Here is a 17,352-nt window from a genome sequence, read left to right on the forward strand (position 1 = left end):
GCCCGTGGACGCCCAGGCGGGTGAGCTGAGTCGTCTAGCTGCGCTCCATGCAGACCAAGCGCTCCCGCGCCTCCCATGACGGCACCCGAGTGAACCCACGTGATTCGTAGAGCCGGATCGGATCCGGCCTCCAGTCCCAGACGGAGAGCCGGATCGTGCCGGGGGTGATCGCGATCGCGGCTTCGAGAAGCGCCGAACCCACGCCGCGCCCCCGAACGCCGGGGTCTGTCCACAAGCGCTTGAGTTCGGTTGCTTCGTCGCCGGGTTTCACCACGACGACGCCGACGACTCGACTGTCGAGCTCGGCGACCAGCACGTGTGATCCTGCGTACGCGAGGGCGGGGTCGTCGGCTTCACCGCGGTAGGCAGACGGGAGCGCACCGTGCTCGGTCGGCTGCGCAAGACCGCGCTCGACCTTCTCATGCTCCGTGTGCAAGAGATACGTGCGCACCAGGTCGCCGACGACTTCGCCATCCGGCCCGTCCAAGACTGCGATACGAATTTCGGGAGGCTGTGAAGATTGCGTCGGCACGTCTCGATTCTTCCAGAGGCCGACAGTCCGAAGGGTATCGCGAGGGCCGAAACGTGGTGGCGACGATCAGTCGACCGCCTCCACCTCGATGACCAGTGCGGATGCCGGAGCGAGCAGCGGGGTGCGCACTCCGACCTGAGACAGGAGCGAACCGGGGAGCACGACCTCGCCCGCCGCTGTCCACGGCACTGGTTCCACGTCGAGGAAGCGCGCGGCGGTGAGTGCGGGAAGCACACGTACGCGATACGTCGCGGTCTGATCCAGACCGGGCAGCCGCAGCGCCGGCGGCACCGCCCACTCCCCCGATGACTCTCTGGTGAGCCGGTAGAGTGCGCGCGCTCGGTCTGCGGAGACCACACCCGTGAGCACAGCTCCCTCGTCCGACGTCTCACCGTGCACGAGCTCCCCCGTGTGCATGAGTTCACGCAGCCGCTTGTACTCCACGATCCAGGCGCTGAGCTGGTCGCGTTCCTCCGCGGAGAAGCGCGTGATGTCGGTCTCGATGCCGGCCGAGGCGAACAGCGTCGTCGCCATCCGGAATCGCAGGTCGGTCACCCGGTCTGTCGTGTGCGCTCTGGCGGGGCCCACATGGCTGCCGATGAGCTCGGGCGGAAGCAGCAGTTCCGTCCACCGTTGAATCCGCGAGCGCTCGACCGGATCATTCGTGTCGGATGCCCACACTCTGTCCGTGCGTTCGAGGATGCCCAGATCCACGCGTGCACCACCAGAGGAGCATGATTCGATCTCGACCGACGGGTGCCGACGACGCAACTCGTCGAGAAGCGCATAGACCGCCCTCGTCTGAGCATCCACGCCCGCCGATCCGACGTGGACCGCTTCGAGAAGATCTCGATTGTGATCCCATTTCAGATACTCGATCGGATAGCCGCTCAGCAGCGCGTCGAGCCGTTCCAGCAGCCACGTGGCGACTTCGGGTCGTGCGACGTCGAGCACGTACTGGTTGCGCCAGGAGCGGGTACGGTGCCCGCTGGGTGCGAGCAGCCAGTCGGGATGCGCCCTGGCGAGGTCGGAGTCGAGGTTCACCATCTCCGGCTCGACCCACAGTCCGAAACCCATTCCCCGTGCGCGCACATGATCGACGATCGCATCCAGCCCATCCGGCCACACGGCAGGATCCACCAGCCAGTCCCCCAGCCCGGCCCTGTCGCTGCGTCGCCCGAGGAACCACCCGTCATCGAGAACGAACCGCTCAACGCCGATGTCTGCAGCCGCATCGGCCAGCGCGACGAGCGGACCGAGGTCATGCGCGAAGTACACCGCCTCCCAGGTGTTGAGCACAACCGGACGATCCGTCTGCGGGTGGCCTGCACGCGCGCGCAGCGAGCTGTGGAAACGCGAGGAGATACCATCCAGACCGGCATCGCTCCATGCGAACCAGGCTGTCGGTGAGGCAAAGGACGCACCGGGCGCCAGCACGATCTCGCCCGGCCGTAGAAGTTCACCCGCCCCGAGAACGCTGCGCCCCTCAGGAAGACGGTCCGTGCGATAGACGGCGTCCCCGCTCCACGCGAGATGCACGCCCCACACTTCACCGTTGCGGTCGCCGAACCCGGGCGTTCCCGCGATGGCGATCAACGGAGCGTCGTGCCCCGTGCGGCCACGACGCGACTCGCGAGCATGGCTCCCCATCACGATCCCACGGCGCTGCGGCGTGCGTTCACGGGTCCAGCGGCCGCCGAAATCGAGCAGCTCCGTCGCGCGCTCGGCGAGGGGCAGCGTGGCCTCGAGTGCGGCGAGACCGACGGTGGATGTGCCGCTGTTCTCGATGCGATGATCGATGCGCAGCACACCGGCCCCATCGAGACGAAAACCGCTGTTCAGCACGAGCCCGTCCGCCTCGGCGCGAAGCGTGAAGCCGTGCTCGTCCATCTCGCTGGCGACGACGCGCCATCCGGGCAGCAACGGCGCCCCATCGGATGTTCCTGCGAGTCCGGGCCTTCCCGACCAGCCGTCACGTTCGGTCGGGAGGATCGTGAGCGGCCACGGCACGTCGAGCGCGCTTGCGGAGACCTGTCTCGCCATTGCCACGTCCAGTGAGGCGAGCGCATCCGCGGAGACCGCACCCGGGTCTGCACCCCAGTGCAGTACTTCCGGCAGTCCCTCTTCTCGGAAGGCGACGATGAGCGCAGAACCCGCGCTGTGGAACCGCGAAACAGTCACAGGAGATCCGCCTGGTGTGCGCTCGGCGAATTCCAGCATCGGAACATGAACAGGGCCTCCGTCTCGACGGCATCGTCGTCAGAGACAGATTGTCGCCAAAGCGAGTGTTTGTCAAATGCTGAAACAAAGTTGGGTCATGTGAGCATCGCCCGAATGGCAAGCCCACCACCCGCGCGCGCCCACTCCGAGAAGTCCCAGGTGCGCACATCGAGGTCGACGGGTGCGGCCTCCCTGTCCAACCGCTCCTCGAGCGCCGCTCGCACGGCGTCGCCGGCGAGCTCGACCACCGCTATGCCGTCACCGGTGACGACGACCTTCTGCGGATCGACGAGATTCACCACGCCTGCGGCGAGAACGCCCAACGCGCGCCCCGCATCAGCGAAGACCGCGAGGGCGATCGGGTCACCGCCGCGTGCCGCCGCCACGACGCCGGGATAGTCCACGCCCGGCTGGCGATATGCGCCCACGATGGCGTCGTTCACGAGCACACTGGATGCGCACCCACGGTGCCCGAGACCGCAGTGCGGGCCTGCCTCATCGACGATGGTGTGACTGATCTGGCCCGAACGGCTGTGGGCGCCTTCAACCAGCTTCCCGTTGACCACCAGCCCGCATCCGATTCCGACCCCGACCGTGAGGAGCGCCATGTCGTCGAGCCCTGCTCCCGCTCCGAACCAATGCTCGGTCGCGGTCAGTGCCTGGACGTCATTCTCGACGGCGCAGGCCAATCCGGTCGCCTCGGTGACGAGCGCCCCCAACGGCACCTCCGACCATTCCAGGAACGCCGACTGCTCCACCACAGCGCCCTCCGATCCCTGACTCACGCGACCGGCGATCGCGATTCCGATCGACGTGAGCCGCGGGAACTCCGCCGCGAACCCGCGGGCGACATCCGCGATCTCGGCGACGACGTCCACGACTTCCTTCGATGACAGAGGGCGCTCCGCCGACGCGACGATCGAGGCGGAGAGGTCAGTGACCACGGCGTAGAGGCGATCCCCCGTGAGCTTGACGCCGAGGAAGTGCCGCGCATTCGCTCTGAGTGTGAGCATCTCGGACGGGCGCCCGGTCGACGCCATGAGCCTCGTCTCACCCTCGGCGAGCAGCCCGCCGTCGACGAGGACGCGCGTGATGCGCGTCAGACTCGCACGGGACAGATGCAAGCGCCTGGCCAGCTCCGCACGAGGCAGGGCACCATGAATGAGCACTTCGAGGAGCGCGGCACGCATGGCCGGCGTCATGTTGTCGATCTCGACGTCTTCGTCCACGCTGTCGATTTCGTCCACGCTGTCGATGAGATCGTCGCCATCGTCAGTCATCTTCGCCACTCTTCCCGGCTCACCTTTGTCACACTGCTAAACATACTGTCTTGTGCTCGGTCTAGCGCGCTGGAAGAATCACACTACACATCGGGCGCCGCCCGCCATCTTCCATCCGAGATCACCGAGGATCCGCCGTGCCCGCTACACGCCCAACCGAGATCATCTGGCGCGCCCCGCGCATCACCCTCAGCTTCGCCGCACCGACCGACGGGCCTGTCTCGGTGCTGTCCCTCCGACCGGCCGACTCGCCGGCTCCCGCACCCGTGCTGGCGCCGGGCCACGGCGAGCAACCGCTCGTGGAGCTCACGGCGTTCGGGCATGGGCGCTTCCCCGGCAGTTTCCGCCACGTCGATACGATCATCGGCCGCACTCTGCGGTACGTCTCGCATCAGGAATCAGCGCGCGCGGGATGGCATGAACTGCGCATACTTCAGGAGGATCCCGCCCTGGGCGTCCGAACGAGCAGTGTGTTCGAAGCGCACGAATCGGCGACCGCTGTTCGCACCTGGACCGAGGTCACGGTCGACTCGGATCTCACTCTCGATGCGGTGTCGAGTTTCGCGACGGGATCATTCCTCGCCGACGCCGGAGTGGCATCCGTCGACCGTCTTCTGCTCGCTCATGCGGACAACGACTGGATCGCCGAGAGTCGGTGGCGCGTCGAGCCGCTGCGCACGGCTGGACTCGCCGATGTCGGACGCGCGGCGCACCATCATCAAGCGCCGCGCACACGGATCTCGCTCGGCAATCGCGGATCGTGGTCGAGCGGCGAGAAGGTGCCGACTGCCGCCATCGCGGCAGACGATTCCGGCTACTCGCTCGCCTGGCAGATCGAGCACAACGGCCCCTGGCTCTCCGAGATCGGCGAGAACGGCCACGGTGCGTATCTGCTGCTCACAGGTCCCACCGATCAGGAGCATCAGTGGAGCGTGCGTCTGCGGGACGGCGAGACGTTCGTCTCGGCACCCGCGTCCGTCGCCGTCGCCCTCGGCTCGGCAGAGGACGCCCTGCGAGCCCTCACCCAGCAGCGTCGCGCGATCCGCCACCGGCGCCCAGCCGATAATGCCCTTCCCGTCATCTTCAACGACTACATGAACACGCTCATGGGCGACCCCACGACGGAGAAGCTCCTCCCCCTCATCGACGCAGCGGCCGACGCCGGAGCCGAGTACTTCTGCATCGATGCCGGGTGGTATGCCGACGGCCATTGGTGGGACGGCGTCGGCGCCTGGGAGCCGTCGCTGCGCCGCTTCCCCGGTGGCATCGCCGAGGCGACGGCGTACATCCGCACCCGCGGCATGGTCCCTGGGCTCTGGCTCGAACCGGAGGTCATCGGCGTGCGCTCACCGCTCGCCACGACGCTCCCCGACGATGCGTTCTTCAGTCGCGGCGGTGTGCGCATCCGCGAACACGGGCGGCACCTCCTCGATCTCCGCCATCCCGCCACCCGTGCACACCTCGACGGCGTCATCGACAGGCTCGTCGAGGAGTACGGCGTCGGCTTCATCAAGATGGACGAGAACACGATGACGGGTCCTGGCACCGACCTCGGCGGCCTCGCGCCGGGGCAAGGCCTGCTCGAGCATGCCCGAGCATTGCTCGACTGGCTCGACGGAGTGCAGGCCAGACATCCTGCACTTCTCATCGAGAACTGCGCCTCGGGGGCCATGCGCATGGACTACGCGATGCTCTCGCGACTGCACCTGCAATCGACATCCGATCAGCAGGATCCGGTCGCATACGCGTCGATCGCGGCCGCCGCCCCCGCCGCCATCCTCCCTGAGCAGGCCGGGAACTGGGCGTACCCGCAGGCCGGGATGAGCGACGAAGCGCGCACATTCGCACTCGTGAACGGTGTGCTGGGGCGCATGTACCTGTCCGGCTACCTCAACCGGATGTCCGCACTCGAGCGCACCAGCGTCCGCGAAGCGGTCACTGCGCACAGGACCGTGCTCACCGACATCCGCGAACGGCAGCCGATATGGCCCCTCGGCCTGCCCGGCTGGTCCGATGAATGGCTCGCACTGGGATTGCAGCGACAGGACGACGCGTACGTGTCCGTGTGGCGTCGCTCGGGCGCCGATTCTGCGACGCTGTCGCTGCCCTGGGCGCTCGGGCGCGACATCGCGGTGGAAGCGTTCTTCCCGACCGAGGTCGGCACGTGGTCGTGGAGCTGGGATCGCTCGGCCGGTGCACTGCACGTGACGACAACGACGGACGAGCCCTCGGCCAGGGTGCTGCGCGTTCGTGTCGAGTAGGTGGAGAAGAGCCGGCCGCGAGGTCAGGCCTTCGCCGGCTCGCGCGCTCCTTCCCATTCCCCGGTGAAGTGGTTGAAGCACACCGAGTTGTCGAGCAGGGACCGGTCCGGTGCACCCTCACCACTCACGATCTTGCCGATGCGCTCCGGATCCGGAGCCGCGGTCGCCAGCAGTCGCGTGTATTCGTGGTGCGGGTCGAGGATGACGGCATCCGCGGGGCCGCGCTCGACGACACGTCCCTTGTAGAGCACGAGGATCTCGTCGGAGAAGTGCCTGGCGGTGGCCAGGTCATGCGTGATGTACAGCACGGCGAGGTCGTCTTCGCGCTGCAGGCGGCCGAGCAGATTGAGCACATCCAACCGGATCGAGACGTCGAGCATGGAGACGGGTTCGTCGGCGAGGACCACCTGCGCTCCGGGAGCGAGAGCTCTGGCGATCGCCACGCGCTGCCGCTGCCCGCCCGAGAGCTCGTGCGGTCGACGAGAGGTGAACGACTCGTCGAGGCCAACTCGCGCGAGCATCTCGAGCACTCGCTCGTGCGTCTCATCGGCACCGCGCGTGACCCTGTGGATCTGCAGAGGCCGGGATATGTGGTGCTCGATCGAGTGGAAGGGGTTGAGCGAGGCGAACGGATCCTGGAAGACCATCTGCACGTGCCGACGGTAGTGACGGGAGGGCACGGGCGAACCGTCCTCCCGTCTCGCGTCGATGCCCCCTGACGTCGGAGTCTCCAGCTTCGACAGGATCCGCGCGATCGTCGATTTCCCCGACCCCGATTCCCCGACCAGCGCGATTGTTCGTCCGGGGAGAAGATCGAAGGAGACACGGTCGACCGCACGGAAGCGCTTGCGGCGCAGGCCCTCGCGAATGCTGAACTCCTTGACGAGATCTCTGACTTCCACACGAGTCATGCGCTCGCCTCCTCGTTGTCGATACCGGTGCGGATGAACGAGCCGCGTGATCCGCTGAGGCTCGGGAACGAGCCCAACAGCTTGCGGGTGTACTCGTGGTGCGGATCCTGGTAGATGTCGTCCGCGTCGCGAAGCTCGACGATCTCACCACGCAGCATCACGGCGATCCGGTCACTGATCTCCAACAGCAGCGGAAGGTCGTGAGTGATGAAGACGACGGCGAAGCCGAGCTCGTCGCGCAGCCGAACGATCTCCCGCAGGATGTCGCGCTGCACGACGACATCGAGCGCGGTCGTCGGCTCGTCCATGATCATGACATGCGGTTCGAGGATCATCGCCATGGCGATCATCACACGCTGCCGCATGCCGCCGGACAGTTCATGCGGGAACGATGTCAGCCGCGACGGGTCGACGCCGACGCGGCGCAGTGCATCGGCCGCGCGCTCTCGCCGCTCCGTCCTGGTCATGCCAGGGCGATGTGCTCGAAGCACATCCTCGAGCTGCGCGCGAACACTGATGACCGGGTTGAGCGCGTTCATCGCTCCCTGGAACACCATCGACAGCTTCGACCAGCGGAAGGCGCGCAGCTCGTCGTCGGCGAGCGCGAGCAGGTCGACATCGAGACCGTCGCGGTCGTGGAAGGTGACACTGCCACTGGCGATGCGCGCCGGTGGCCGGTGCAGCCGGTTGATCGCGTAGGCGAGCGTCGTCTTGCCGCAACCTGATTCACCTGCGAGGCCGAGTATCTCCCCGGCCGCGAGCTGGAACGTCGCACCGGACACCGCCGTCACCGGCGGATCGACCTCGTAGACGACCGACAGGTCCTCGACGGTGAGCACAGTGCGACGCTCTGAGTTCTGTCGTCCCTCTTCTGCGAGGGCGGTCGAAGCGTTCATCGGGATTTCTTCTCCATCCCGCGCGCCGAACGCCGCGCACGACGGGCTCGGCGCGCGTGCAGTCGCACAGTCTTGAGCTTGGGGTTGATGATCTCGTCGATCGAGAAGTTCACGAGAGACAGGCCCATGCCGAACAGGGCGATCACGAGCCCTGGTGGGACGAACCACCACCACGCTCCGAGCGAGAGCGCGAACCCGTTCTGCGCGTAGAAGAGCATGGTGCCGAGCGTCGACGAGTTGGAGGCGCCGAGCCCGAGGAACGAGAGACCCGCCTCTCCGAGGATGGCGGCGATCACGGCGAACACGAATTGCGAGGCCAGCACTGGCAGCAGGTTCGGAAGGATCTCGACCACGATGACGCGCCAGGCACGCTCACCGGCGACCTTCGATGCGTCGACGTAATCGCGGCTCCGGATCGACAGGGTCTGCGCGCGAAGTACGCGTGCGGACCCCGCCCAGCTCGTGATCGCCAGGACGACGGCGATGGTCCAGAGCCCGCGAGCCTCTGCAGGGACGAAACCGGAGATGACGATGACGAGCGGGAGTCCTGGAATGACCAGGAAGACGTTCGAGAGGAGGGAGAATGCTTCATCTGCGAATCCGCCGATGTACGCGCCCAGGATTCCGAAGAACGCCGAGAGCACGGTCGCGAGCACCCCGACGATGAGTCCGATCTCGAGAGAGCCGCGCGTCGCGATCGCCAGCTGGGCGAAGACGTCCTGCCCGGTCTGCGTGGTGCCGAGGAGATGTTCGGCGGACGGCCCGGTCAGCCCGATGTCGCGGATGACGGTCGGATCCGTGGTGAAGAACGGGGCGACGAGACCGAAGAGGGCGATCCCGACGACGAGGAAGAGTCCGAACGCGAGCCACGGTGTCAAGGTGGGGAGCATCTGCCGGAGCGCCGAACGAGATCGGCGAGCACGCCCGCTCCGCTCCCGCGCCGCGCGTGTGACGATGGTCTCGGTCGCGTCTGCGAGCGAGTTCCCCTGTGGAGGTGCGATGTTGGTCATGACGATCAGCTCCGAGCGCGCGTACGCGGGTCGATGATTCCGTAGAAGAGGTCGACGATGAGGTTCGCCCCCAGGACCGCGACGGTGATGAAGAGGAATACCCCCTGCATGAGCGCGTAGTCGTTGTTCGTCACTGCGGAGAGCAGCTTCGAGCCGATGCCGGGGTAGGAGAACACCTGCTCGGTGACGATCGACCCCGACACGACGAACCCGAGCGACATCGCGAATCCGGCGATCGATGGCAGCACCGCGTTGCGCGCGGCATATCCGCGCAGGATCCGACCGTTCGAGAGTCCCTTGGCGTGGGCGGTGAGGATGTAATCCTCTGACAGCGTCGAGACCATCATGTTCCGCATCCCGAGCAGCCATCCACCGAGCGATGCGATCACGATCGTGAGCGCGGGGAGGAAGCCGTAGAAGATCGCCGATCCGATGAACTCCGCGTTCCAGCCGGGGTCGAGTATGACGTCGTAGCCGCCCTGGGAGGGGAAGAGGCCGAGACCGGACGACAGGAAGTACACCAGGATGAGTGCGAGCCAGAAGTACGGCACCGCCGCCAGCAGCGTGGTCGCCGGAACCAGTGAGTCGAGCCAGGTTCCCGGCTTCCATCCGACGAGTGCGCCGAGGCCGACCCCGAGGATGAACGACAGCACGGTCGCGATGCCGATGAGGGCGATCGTCCAGGGCAGGGACTGCCCGATGACCTCGGTCACCGGTGCCGGGAAGTAGGTGACCGAGACACCGAGCTCACCACGGAAGACGTTGACCAGATAGTTGCCGTACTGGACGATGAGCGGCTCTGTGGTGTTGCCGCCGAGGAGGAGTTCGTAGGCCGCCCTGGTCTCGGCCGTCACCGTGCCGCCGCGCTGCTGGAGCTTGGCGAGCAGGATGTCGACCGGATTTCCCGGCAGCAGCCTCGGGATGAGGAAGTTGAGCGTCAGGGCCGCCCAGAGGGCGACGATGTAGAAGCCCAGCTTGCGCACGTAGTAGTTCATTCGGCTGCGCCTTCCGTCCCGGTGAACTCCTCCTCGGCCATGCTCACTCGCCCGCCGGCTTCAGCGCCTTGAAGATCTGCGCATTATCCGGTGACGCCCAGACCGCCGGGAAGGCGTACAGGTCGTCGGCGGTCGGCCAGCCGGTGAACTTCTCCGCGTTGTACTCGCTCGTCGTGCCGCCGGTGAGGATCGGGATGTACGGCAGGTTCGCGACGATCGCGGCCTGGATGATGTCGAACTGAGCCTGACGCGCCTCGATGTCGTCCGGACTGGTCTGCTTCAGCACAGCCAGCGCAGCATCGACGGCGGGATCGCTGAAGCGCGCGACGTTGACGGGAGCCGTCTCCCCCACCGGGGCCGTGTTGGCCGAGGAGAAGAAGTTGTTGTACAGGTAGTACGGGTCGCTCGCCGCGCCTTGCCCGAGGGAGTCGATCGCGAGCTGGTACGTGCCCTTGCCCTTCTTCTCCGTCCACTCGTTCCAGGAAGACTGCGCTGCGGTGACGCCGATGCCCGCCGCCTTGAGCTGCTGCGCCATCGTGTCGATCGCGGTGATGTAATCGGTCCATCCCGTCACCACTTCGACCGTGAGCTTCAACTCGACGCCGTCCTTCGCGTAGAGCCCGTCCGCCCCCTTCTCGTACCCGGCGCCGGTCAGGATCTCATCGACCTTGTCGAGGTCGGGCGCCGTCGGCACGACCTTCTCTTCGATGGCATCCGAGATGAACTGCTCCTGTGCCGGCAGCAGCGCGAACGTCGGTGACATCTCACTCGCCGTGTTCTGGAATGCGAGAGAATTCAGCTGATCGCGGTTCAGCGCGTAGTAGATCGCCTCGCGCACGGCCGGGTCGGTCTGCGGACCTTCGCAACCCAGCTCAGCGTTGGAGCAGGTGAGCAGCGCCATCTGATTCTGCGGGATGGTGATGGCCTCGTAGCCCGGATAGTTCTTCGACACATTGGCGATATCGGGAACCGGGCCGGTCTGCCAGTCGATGTTGCCCGCTGCCAGCGCGTCGGCACCCGCAGTGTTGCCCGACAGCGACAGGTAACGGATGTTGGTGACCGCGGGCGCGCCGTCCCAGTAGTCCTCGTTCGCCGTGAGCGTGAAGGCCTGCGGCTTGAAGTTGCTCAGCACGTACGGGCCGGTTCCGACCGGCTCCGCGTTGACATCGGCGGCCGGGTCGATGTCCTTCCAGATGTGCTCCGGCACGATGAACGTCTTGCCGAGGAGCTCGGGGCCCGTGACGAAGGCCGGCTCGGGGAATGTCAGGGTGACGTGCGTCGCGTCGACCTTGGTGACGGCGCCATTGAAGCCACTGGTGTTCAGCGCCGGAGTGTCGAGGAGCAGCTGGAAGGTGAAGACGACATCGTCGGCGTCGAATGCCTCGCCATCGCTCCAGGTGACGCCGTCCCGCAGCGTGACATCGAGTTGCGTGCCGTCCTCGTTCCACGTGTACTCGGTCGCGAGCAGCGGAACGTAGTCTTCCGTGTTGACGTTCGTCACGAAGAAGAGCGATTCGTAGATCGTGCCGAGGCCGCCGATCTTCGTCGGCGAGTACGGGTTGAAGTTGAGCTGGTAGTCGCCGGATTGACCCGTGTACGCGATGAGGGTGTCCGCCTCCGTCGAGCTACCGCTGCCGGACGCACCGGAAGAGCTGCAGCCGGTGAGGGCGAGGCCGAGAGCGGCGACGCCCGCGACGAGCGCGAGCGATGCGCGTCGTCTGCGAGTTGTGCGAAGAATCATCTTTGGTCCTTTCCTTACGCCGAGGCGTAGACCGTCAGCATTGACGAACCCGGTGCGGGTGCAGGGGGTGGGAGAACGAGTCCCCGAGGACGCCATTGTTACGCACTGAAACGAACTCCGTCAAGCGGGTTCTGTTCATGACGAAACAAAAGTGCCTCGGGGAACCGGGAAATCAGTCCCCTGCAGTGCGCAGATCACCCGCGTGGCGAAGCACCAGCGGACCGGCGAAGACGGTGGGATCGACATCCGCGGGGACGCCCGTCACGAGAAAATCGTGAGCCTCCCCGGGGAGAAGAGTGATCAGACCGCTGTCGACGATGGCATCGACATGTCCACGATCGGCGAGCACGAACGTGTCGCGTGCGTAGCTCCGTGCCGTGACGCGCACACGGACGGAATCGGCCACACGCGCCGCCTCGATGCCGAACGGCGCCGGATCGAGGCTTTGCTCGACGACTTCGACGAAGTCGTGCACCGCCCTGCCGATACCACCCGCTTCGACGACGAGGACCTCGCGCTTCGCGTCATCCGGGGTCTGCAACTGCGCCGCGATCGGGATGGTGACCGCCCCTCGCCCCTCGACCGTCGCCGGCACACGCACTTCGGCGCGTACGGTCCCGTCGAAGTCGACGCGGCGGGCGATGACCTCCCCCGACCACGCCTCGTCCGTATCGTTCAGCAGGATCGCCGCGAGCTCGCCGTCGCGGGGTTGGATCGTGACCAGCCTCGGTTCGTAGACGGCTCGCAGTGCATACCAGAGCGGCTTCCGTCGCCCTTCGAAGTCGACGGCTGCCCAGGAGATGACGGGCCAGTCATCGTTGAGCTGCCAGACGATCGACCCCGTGTTATAGGGCGCGAGCGAGCGGAAATGGGAGATGCCGAACCGCACCGCCGCCGCTTGGTTCAGCTGCGTGGCCCAGTGCCAGTCGTCGATCGTCGCCGGCTTCGGCAGATGCGGAAGGTAGCCGCGTTCAAGCTTGAGATTTCCGTCGTGCGCCTTCTGATGCACGAGCATCTGAGTGCCGTAGGCGTCGAGCGGTGAGTCATGGACGGCGTCGGTGAGGGTCGTCCACGCCGGCGGCCCCTGGAAGCCGAATTCGGCGACGAAGCGCGGCGTCCAGTCACGGTAGGCGGCATAGTCCTTCGTGTTCCAGACATCCCAGATGTGCACGGTGCCGTGGGTGTCGAGGTTCGGGCTGACGTAGGACGAGAACGAGTACGGACTTCCCGGCGCATAGAAGCGTGTCGGATCGAGCTCAGCCAGGATTCCGGGCAGCAGGCGTCGGTAATAGCCCTCTCCCCAGGTCAGGCCCTCGACCTTCTGCCGCCATCCCGGCCACTCGGCATAGGCGACGATGTTCTCGTTGTTGCCGTTCCAGATGACGAGCGACGGATGCGGCGACAGACGGGTGACCGCTTCCCTGGCCTCTGCCTCCACTTCGCCAGCGAGCCACGACTCCTCGGCGTATCCGGCACACGCGAAGAGGAAGTCCTGCCAGACGAGTACTCCCTGCTCGTCGCAGAGATCGTAGAAGTCGTCGCTCTCGTAGATGCCGCCGCCCCAGACGCGCAGCAGGTTCATGTTCGCATCGACCGCGTCACCGATGCGGCGCGCGTAGCGGTCTCGATCAACCTCGGTGAGGAAGGCGTGGTCCGGAATCCAGTTCGCGCCGCGGATCTGGACGATCCGCTCATTCACGTACACCGCGAAAGGACTGCCCTGCTCATCCGGTGCGACGTCGACACGAACCGTCCGGAACCCGACGCGTCCGTTCCACGCTTCGTCCCGCAGCCCTGTCCCCACCAGGCGCACGGCCACGTCGTAGAGCGGCTGCGCGCCATGGCTGCGCGGCCACCACAGTTCGGCGTCCGGCACCTCCACGCGCACGTGCGCTGAAGCCTCGCCCGCCGCGACATCTGCGGTCGCGATGCGCCCCGCGATCTCGACCTCGAGGCGCAGTGGTCCGGCGCTCAGAGCATCGGCGCGATCGATCACCACATGAGCGTTGAGGATTCCGGTGGTTCCGTCGACGTCGACGAGGGGTCTCACCGATGCGATCCGCGCGACCGACCAGGTCTCGATGCGAATCGGCTTCCAGATGCCGCTCGTCGCGACATCGATCCCCCAGTCCCAGCCGAAGCTGCTCGCCGTCTTGCGCAAGGCGTTGTAAGGGTGATGATTCACGTGCGGACGCGCCCCGTGTTCTTCGGAGCGTGCGTGCGCTGCCGGCACTGGGGCGGCGAAATCGATGCGCAGAGCATTCTCCCCTGCGATCAGGGCCCTGCCGATATCGAAACGGTAGGACCGATGCTGGTTCTCCGTACGCCCGACCTCGACGCCGTTGAGCGTGATCGTGGCGAGAGTGTCGAGACCCTCTGCGACGAGTTCCTGTCGTTCGGTTCCGTCGTCGTGCCATCGGAAGGTGGTCTCGAATCGCCAATCGACGTCGCCGATCCACTGCTGGTCGCTCTCGTTCGCGCCATCGAATGGCGGCGCGATGAGCCCCGCGCGAAGGAGATCGAGGTGCACGCTGCCCGGCACATCGGCAGGTATCGGCCTGTTGATGATCTCCGCCGGCGCGGGTCCTCCGATCGCCGTGACGACCCACGATTCGGACAGCTGGATGACAGTCATGCGGCTCCTTCGCCTCGTTCGTCTCACAGTGGAACTGTGTTACTTAATTCCACCATATTACAAACTATTGGCCGTGACGCGACACCTGATCTGCAGCGCGAGTCACCGACCCAGCGCGCCGAGCAGCTCCACGAAGTGTTCGAGATCAGCAGCCGACCAGGTGCGCAGGCGTTCCCCGATGCGCCCCTCGTAGCGAGCACGAGCGATGGAGACGCGCTCCTGCGCGAGCTCCGTCGCGACCAGCAGGCGCGCACGCCGGTCGTCAGGGTCGGGGACGCTCTCCACGAGTCCCAACTCCTCCAGTTGGCGCACCTGGCGACTCACGGCGGACTTGTCGGTCTGCAACCTCTCGATGATCGCACCGGCAGACGTCGCCTTCCCCGTCGCGATCGAGGTCAGCACCTGGTAACCGAGCGGCTGCAGGTCAGGATGCACCGTCACGGCCGCCTCGCGCCAACTCACCCTGATACGTGCGAACAGCCGGCCGAGCTCATGCTCGACCCTCGAGACGGCCTGGTCGAGTTCGCTGCCCTCGATCGCTCCCCCCGCAGCCTCAGGAACAGATGCCGCGGCGCCGGAGGACACGGGTTCAGGGGGCGACGCACTCATGCTCGCCAGTGTACGGCGAAGCCCCACCACGTGAATCCGTGGTGGGGCTTGTGCACGCCGCCGCTCAGACCTCGGCGAGAAGGCGGAACACCTTCGACGCCGCCTGGATCTCCTCCGGCGTCAGCGTGGCGAGCGTCTCCCGCAGCCGGTTCGCGTGGTCGCCCCTCAACTCTGCGAGCATGTCGCACGCCGTCGGGGTGGCCGTGAGCACTCGCTGCCGCCCGTCGGTGTCGTCAGGACGCGATTCCAGAAGGCCGAGGTCCTCCAGCATCCGCACCTGACGGCTGACGACCGACTTGTCCATCTCGAAGCTCTCGGCCAGTTGATGCGCGTTGGCGCTGCCCGCACGTGCGATGAACGCCAGCAACTTGTATCCGGATGGTTGCAGCTCGGGGTTTATCCGCGCTGCTGATTCCTTCCAGAGCGATCGAGCCCTAGCGAATATCAGGTTCAGGTGCCCCTGAAACTCCGCGAGCGCGTCGTCGACGTCAGTCAGCACCGCAGTGTCGCCGGCAGCCATGTCAGCGCCCGTTCTCGCGATCTTCGCGCTCCAGCACGGTGACGGACCCCGTCGATGGAGAGGCGGATTCCGCGCCGCTGATACGGATGGTGCCGGTCGACGTCGTCGCGCCCACTTCGGCCTCGGCGACCTCGATCGCCGATTCCTCAGCCTGATCGCGCAGCAGCTCGGCGGCGTTCTTCGTCGACAGCGGCTTGTTCTTGATGAACGCGATCGCGATGATCGACAGCACGGCGAGCGGGATCGCGAGGATGAAGGCTTCTGCGATGCCGTGACCGTATGCGGACTCGACGATGGTGCGGATCGCCTCCGGCATCTCGGACATGTTCGGGACGTCGCCCGACGCGAGGTGCTTCAGAGCATCGATCTCGTCAGGCGTCGTCGGGGTGAAGCCCTTCAGACCGCCGGAGATGTACGTGCCGACGCTGGTCGACAGTACGGAGCCCATGATCGTGACGCCGATGGTGCCGGCGATCGTGCGGAAGAAGTTGACGTTCGACGAGGCGGCACCCAGCTGCGTGGGAGGCGTGTCGTTCTGCACGATCAACGTGAGGTTCTGCATGACCATGCCGAGACCTGCGCCGAGCACGAACATGTAGATCGCGACGAGCGGGAACGGCGTGTCGTAGCGCAGGGTCGCCATGAAGGTGACGCCGATGGTCGCGAGCACGGAACCCGTGATCATCCAGCCCTTCCACTTGCCGAACCGGCTCACGAGCTGACCGATGATGATCGAAGCGCCCATCTGGCCGATGATCATCGGGATCGTCATGAGGCCCGACTCGGTCGGCGTCGCGCCACGTGCCAACTGGAAGTACTGCGCCAGGAAGACGGATGTCGCGAACATCGAGACCCCGATGGCGATCGAAGCGATGACCGACAGCGTGAACGTGCGGTTGCGGAACAGCGACATCGGCACGATCGGTTCTTTCACGAAGAACTCGACAGCGATGAAGCCGAGGATGGTGACGCCGGCGATGACGGCGAGCATCACGCTCGTCGACGAATCCCATTCGAACTGGCTGCCACCCATCGACACCCAGATGAGTAGCGTCGAGACACCGACGGCGAGCAGGACGATGCCGAAGTAGTCGATCGACACCTTGACGCCGCGCTGAGGTTTGGGCAGGTGCAGCGTGAACTGCAGAAGGATCAGCGCCACGATCGCGAAGGGGACGCCGACGAAGAAGTTGGCTCGCCAACCCAGCGTGTCGGTGATGAGACCGCCCAGGAGCGGACCACCGATCGTGCCGAGCGCCATGATGCCGCCCACGACGCCCATGTACTTGCCTCGCTCACGCGGCGAGATGATGAGGGCGACGGCGATCATCACGAGCGACATCAGGCCGCCTACGCCGATGCCCTGGATGACACGCACCGCGATGAGCATGTTGGTGTCGGTCGAGAACCCGGCGATCACCGTGCCGACGGTGAAGAGGATGAGCGAGAGCTGGACGAGGATCTTGCGATCCATCAGGTCGGCGAGCTTGCCCCAGATGGGAGTGGAGACCGCGGTCGCCAGCAGGCTCGCAGTGATGACCCAGGTGTACTGGGACTGTGTTCCGCCGAGGTCGGCGATGATGACCGGCAAGGACGTCGACACGATGGTGCCGGAGAGCACGGCCACGAACATGCCGACGATGAGGCCGGAGATCGCGGTGAAGACCTCGCGCGCGGAGCGTGCGGTCTCCGAGGTGGGTGGAGTGTGGGATGTCAAAGTGAAAGCTCCTGAAAGTTGATCT

The 17,352-nt window shown here is 66.0% G+C and carries 13 protein-coding genes; 1 reads left to right on the forward strand and 12 read right to left on the reverse strand.

From position 1 onward, the window contains the following. Window positions 1-34: 34 nt before the first annotated feature. The 3 genes from QFZ46_RS04570 to QFZ46_RS04580 all read right to left on the reverse strand — a co-directional run bounded on the left by QFZ46_RS04570 (window position 35) and on the right by QFZ46_RS04580 (window position 4,032). Window positions 35-487 carry a GNAT family N-acetyltransferase gene (locus QFZ46_RS04570; protein ID WP_307358761.1) on the reverse strand — a complete coding sequence of 151 codons (453 nt, stop codon included), beginning with the start codon at window positions 485-487 and terminating at the stop codon, window positions 35-37. Between the two features lie 111 nt (window positions 488-598). After that, entirely contained in the window at window positions 599-2,713 is a 2,115-nt protein-coding gene (locus QFZ46_RS04575) for an alpha-galactosidase (RefSeq protein WP_307358763.1), read from the reverse strand. A gap of 134 nt (window positions 2,714-2,847) precedes the next feature. After that, window positions 2,848-4,032: an ROK family transcriptional regulator gene (locus tag QFZ46_RS04580; protein ID WP_307358766.1), complete on the reverse strand. Its 1,185-nt coding sequence runs from the start codon at window positions 4,030-4,032 to the stop codon at window positions 2,848-2,850. Window positions 4,033-4,169: 137 nt separating this feature from the next. On the opposite strand from QFZ46_RS04580, the gene QFZ46_RS04585 reads away from it, so the two are divergent. Then, on the forward strand, window positions 4,170-6,293 hold the full coding sequence (locus QFZ46_RS04585) for a glycoside hydrolase family 36 protein (protein WP_307358768.1): 2,124 nt from the start codon (window positions 4,170-4,172) through the stop codon (window positions 6,291-6,293). A 23-nt stretch (window positions 6,294-6,316) separates the two neighbouring features. On the opposite strand, the gene QFZ46_RS04590 is transcribed toward QFZ46_RS04585, so the two are convergent. From QFZ46_RS04590 to QFZ46_RS04630, 9 genes are all read right to left on the reverse strand, one after another. After that, a complete protein-coding gene (locus QFZ46_RS04590; RefSeq protein WP_307358770.1) occupies window positions 6,317-7,204 on the reverse strand; it encodes an ABC transporter ATP-binding protein in 888 nt (295 codons plus the stop codon). Beyond that, the gene (locus QFZ46_RS04595; protein ID WP_307358771.1) at window positions 7,201-8,100 is read right to left on the reverse strand and encodes an ABC transporter ATP-binding protein; all 900 of its coding nucleotides are present in this window, start codon (window positions 8,098-8,100) and stop codon (window positions 7,201-7,203) included. Before QFZ46_RS04595 ends, QFZ46_RS04590 begins: the two co-directional genes overlap by 4 nt. Further along, window positions 8,097-9,110, reverse strand: a complete 1,014-nt coding sequence (locus QFZ46_RS04600) for an ABC transporter permease (protein WP_307358772.1) — start codon at window positions 9,108-9,110, stop codon at window positions 8,097-8,099. Before QFZ46_RS04600 ends, QFZ46_RS04595 begins: the two co-directional genes overlap by 4 nt. Window positions 9,111-9,115: 5 nt before the next feature. Beyond that, window positions 9,116-10,105: an ABC transporter permease gene (locus tag QFZ46_RS04605; protein WP_307358773.1), complete on the reverse strand. Its 990-nt coding sequence runs from the start codon at window positions 10,103-10,105 to the stop codon at window positions 9,116-9,118. Window positions 10,106-10,148: 43 nt separating this feature from the next. After that, window positions 10,149-11,846 (reverse strand): ABC transporter substrate-binding protein, encoded by a 1,698-nt coding sequence (locus QFZ46_RS04610; RefSeq protein WP_307358776.1) that lies wholly within the window; start codon window positions 11,844-11,846, stop codon window positions 10,149-10,151. A 172-nt stretch (window positions 11,847-12,018) separates the two neighbouring features. Next, the gene (locus tag QFZ46_RS04615; RefSeq protein ID WP_307358779.1) at window positions 12,019-14,481 is read right to left on the reverse strand and encodes a glycoside hydrolase family 2 protein; all 2,463 of its coding nucleotides are present in this window, start codon (window positions 14,479-14,481) and stop codon (window positions 12,019-12,021) included. A gap of 102 nt (window positions 14,482-14,583) precedes the next feature. Beyond that, complete coding sequence (locus QFZ46_RS04620; RefSeq protein ID WP_307358782.1) at window positions 14,584-15,090, reverse strand: MarR family winged helix-turn-helix transcriptional regulator; 507 nt, start codon at window positions 15,088-15,090, stop codon at window positions 14,584-14,586. 64 nt (window positions 15,091-15,154) lie between these two features. Continuing rightward, on the reverse strand, window positions 15,155-15,610 hold the full coding sequence (locus QFZ46_RS04625; RefSeq protein ID WP_307358784.1) for a MarR family winged helix-turn-helix transcriptional regulator: 456 nt from the start codon (window positions 15,608-15,610) through the stop codon (window positions 15,155-15,157). A gap of 1 nt (window position 15,611) precedes the next feature. Beyond that, window positions 15,612-17,327 carry an MFS transporter gene (locus QFZ46_RS04630; RefSeq protein WP_307358786.1) on the reverse strand — a complete coding sequence of 572 codons (1,716 nt, stop codon included), beginning with the start codon at window positions 17,325-17,327 and terminating at the stop codon, window positions 15,612-15,614. Between the last annotated feature and the right edge of the window lie 25 nt (window positions 17,328-17,352).

The sequence above is a fragment of the Microbacterium murale genome (genome assembly GCF_030815955.1).
GTDB classification, from domain to species: Bacteria; Actinomycetota; Actinomycetes; order Actinomycetales; family Microbacteriaceae; genus Microbacterium; species Microbacterium murale_A.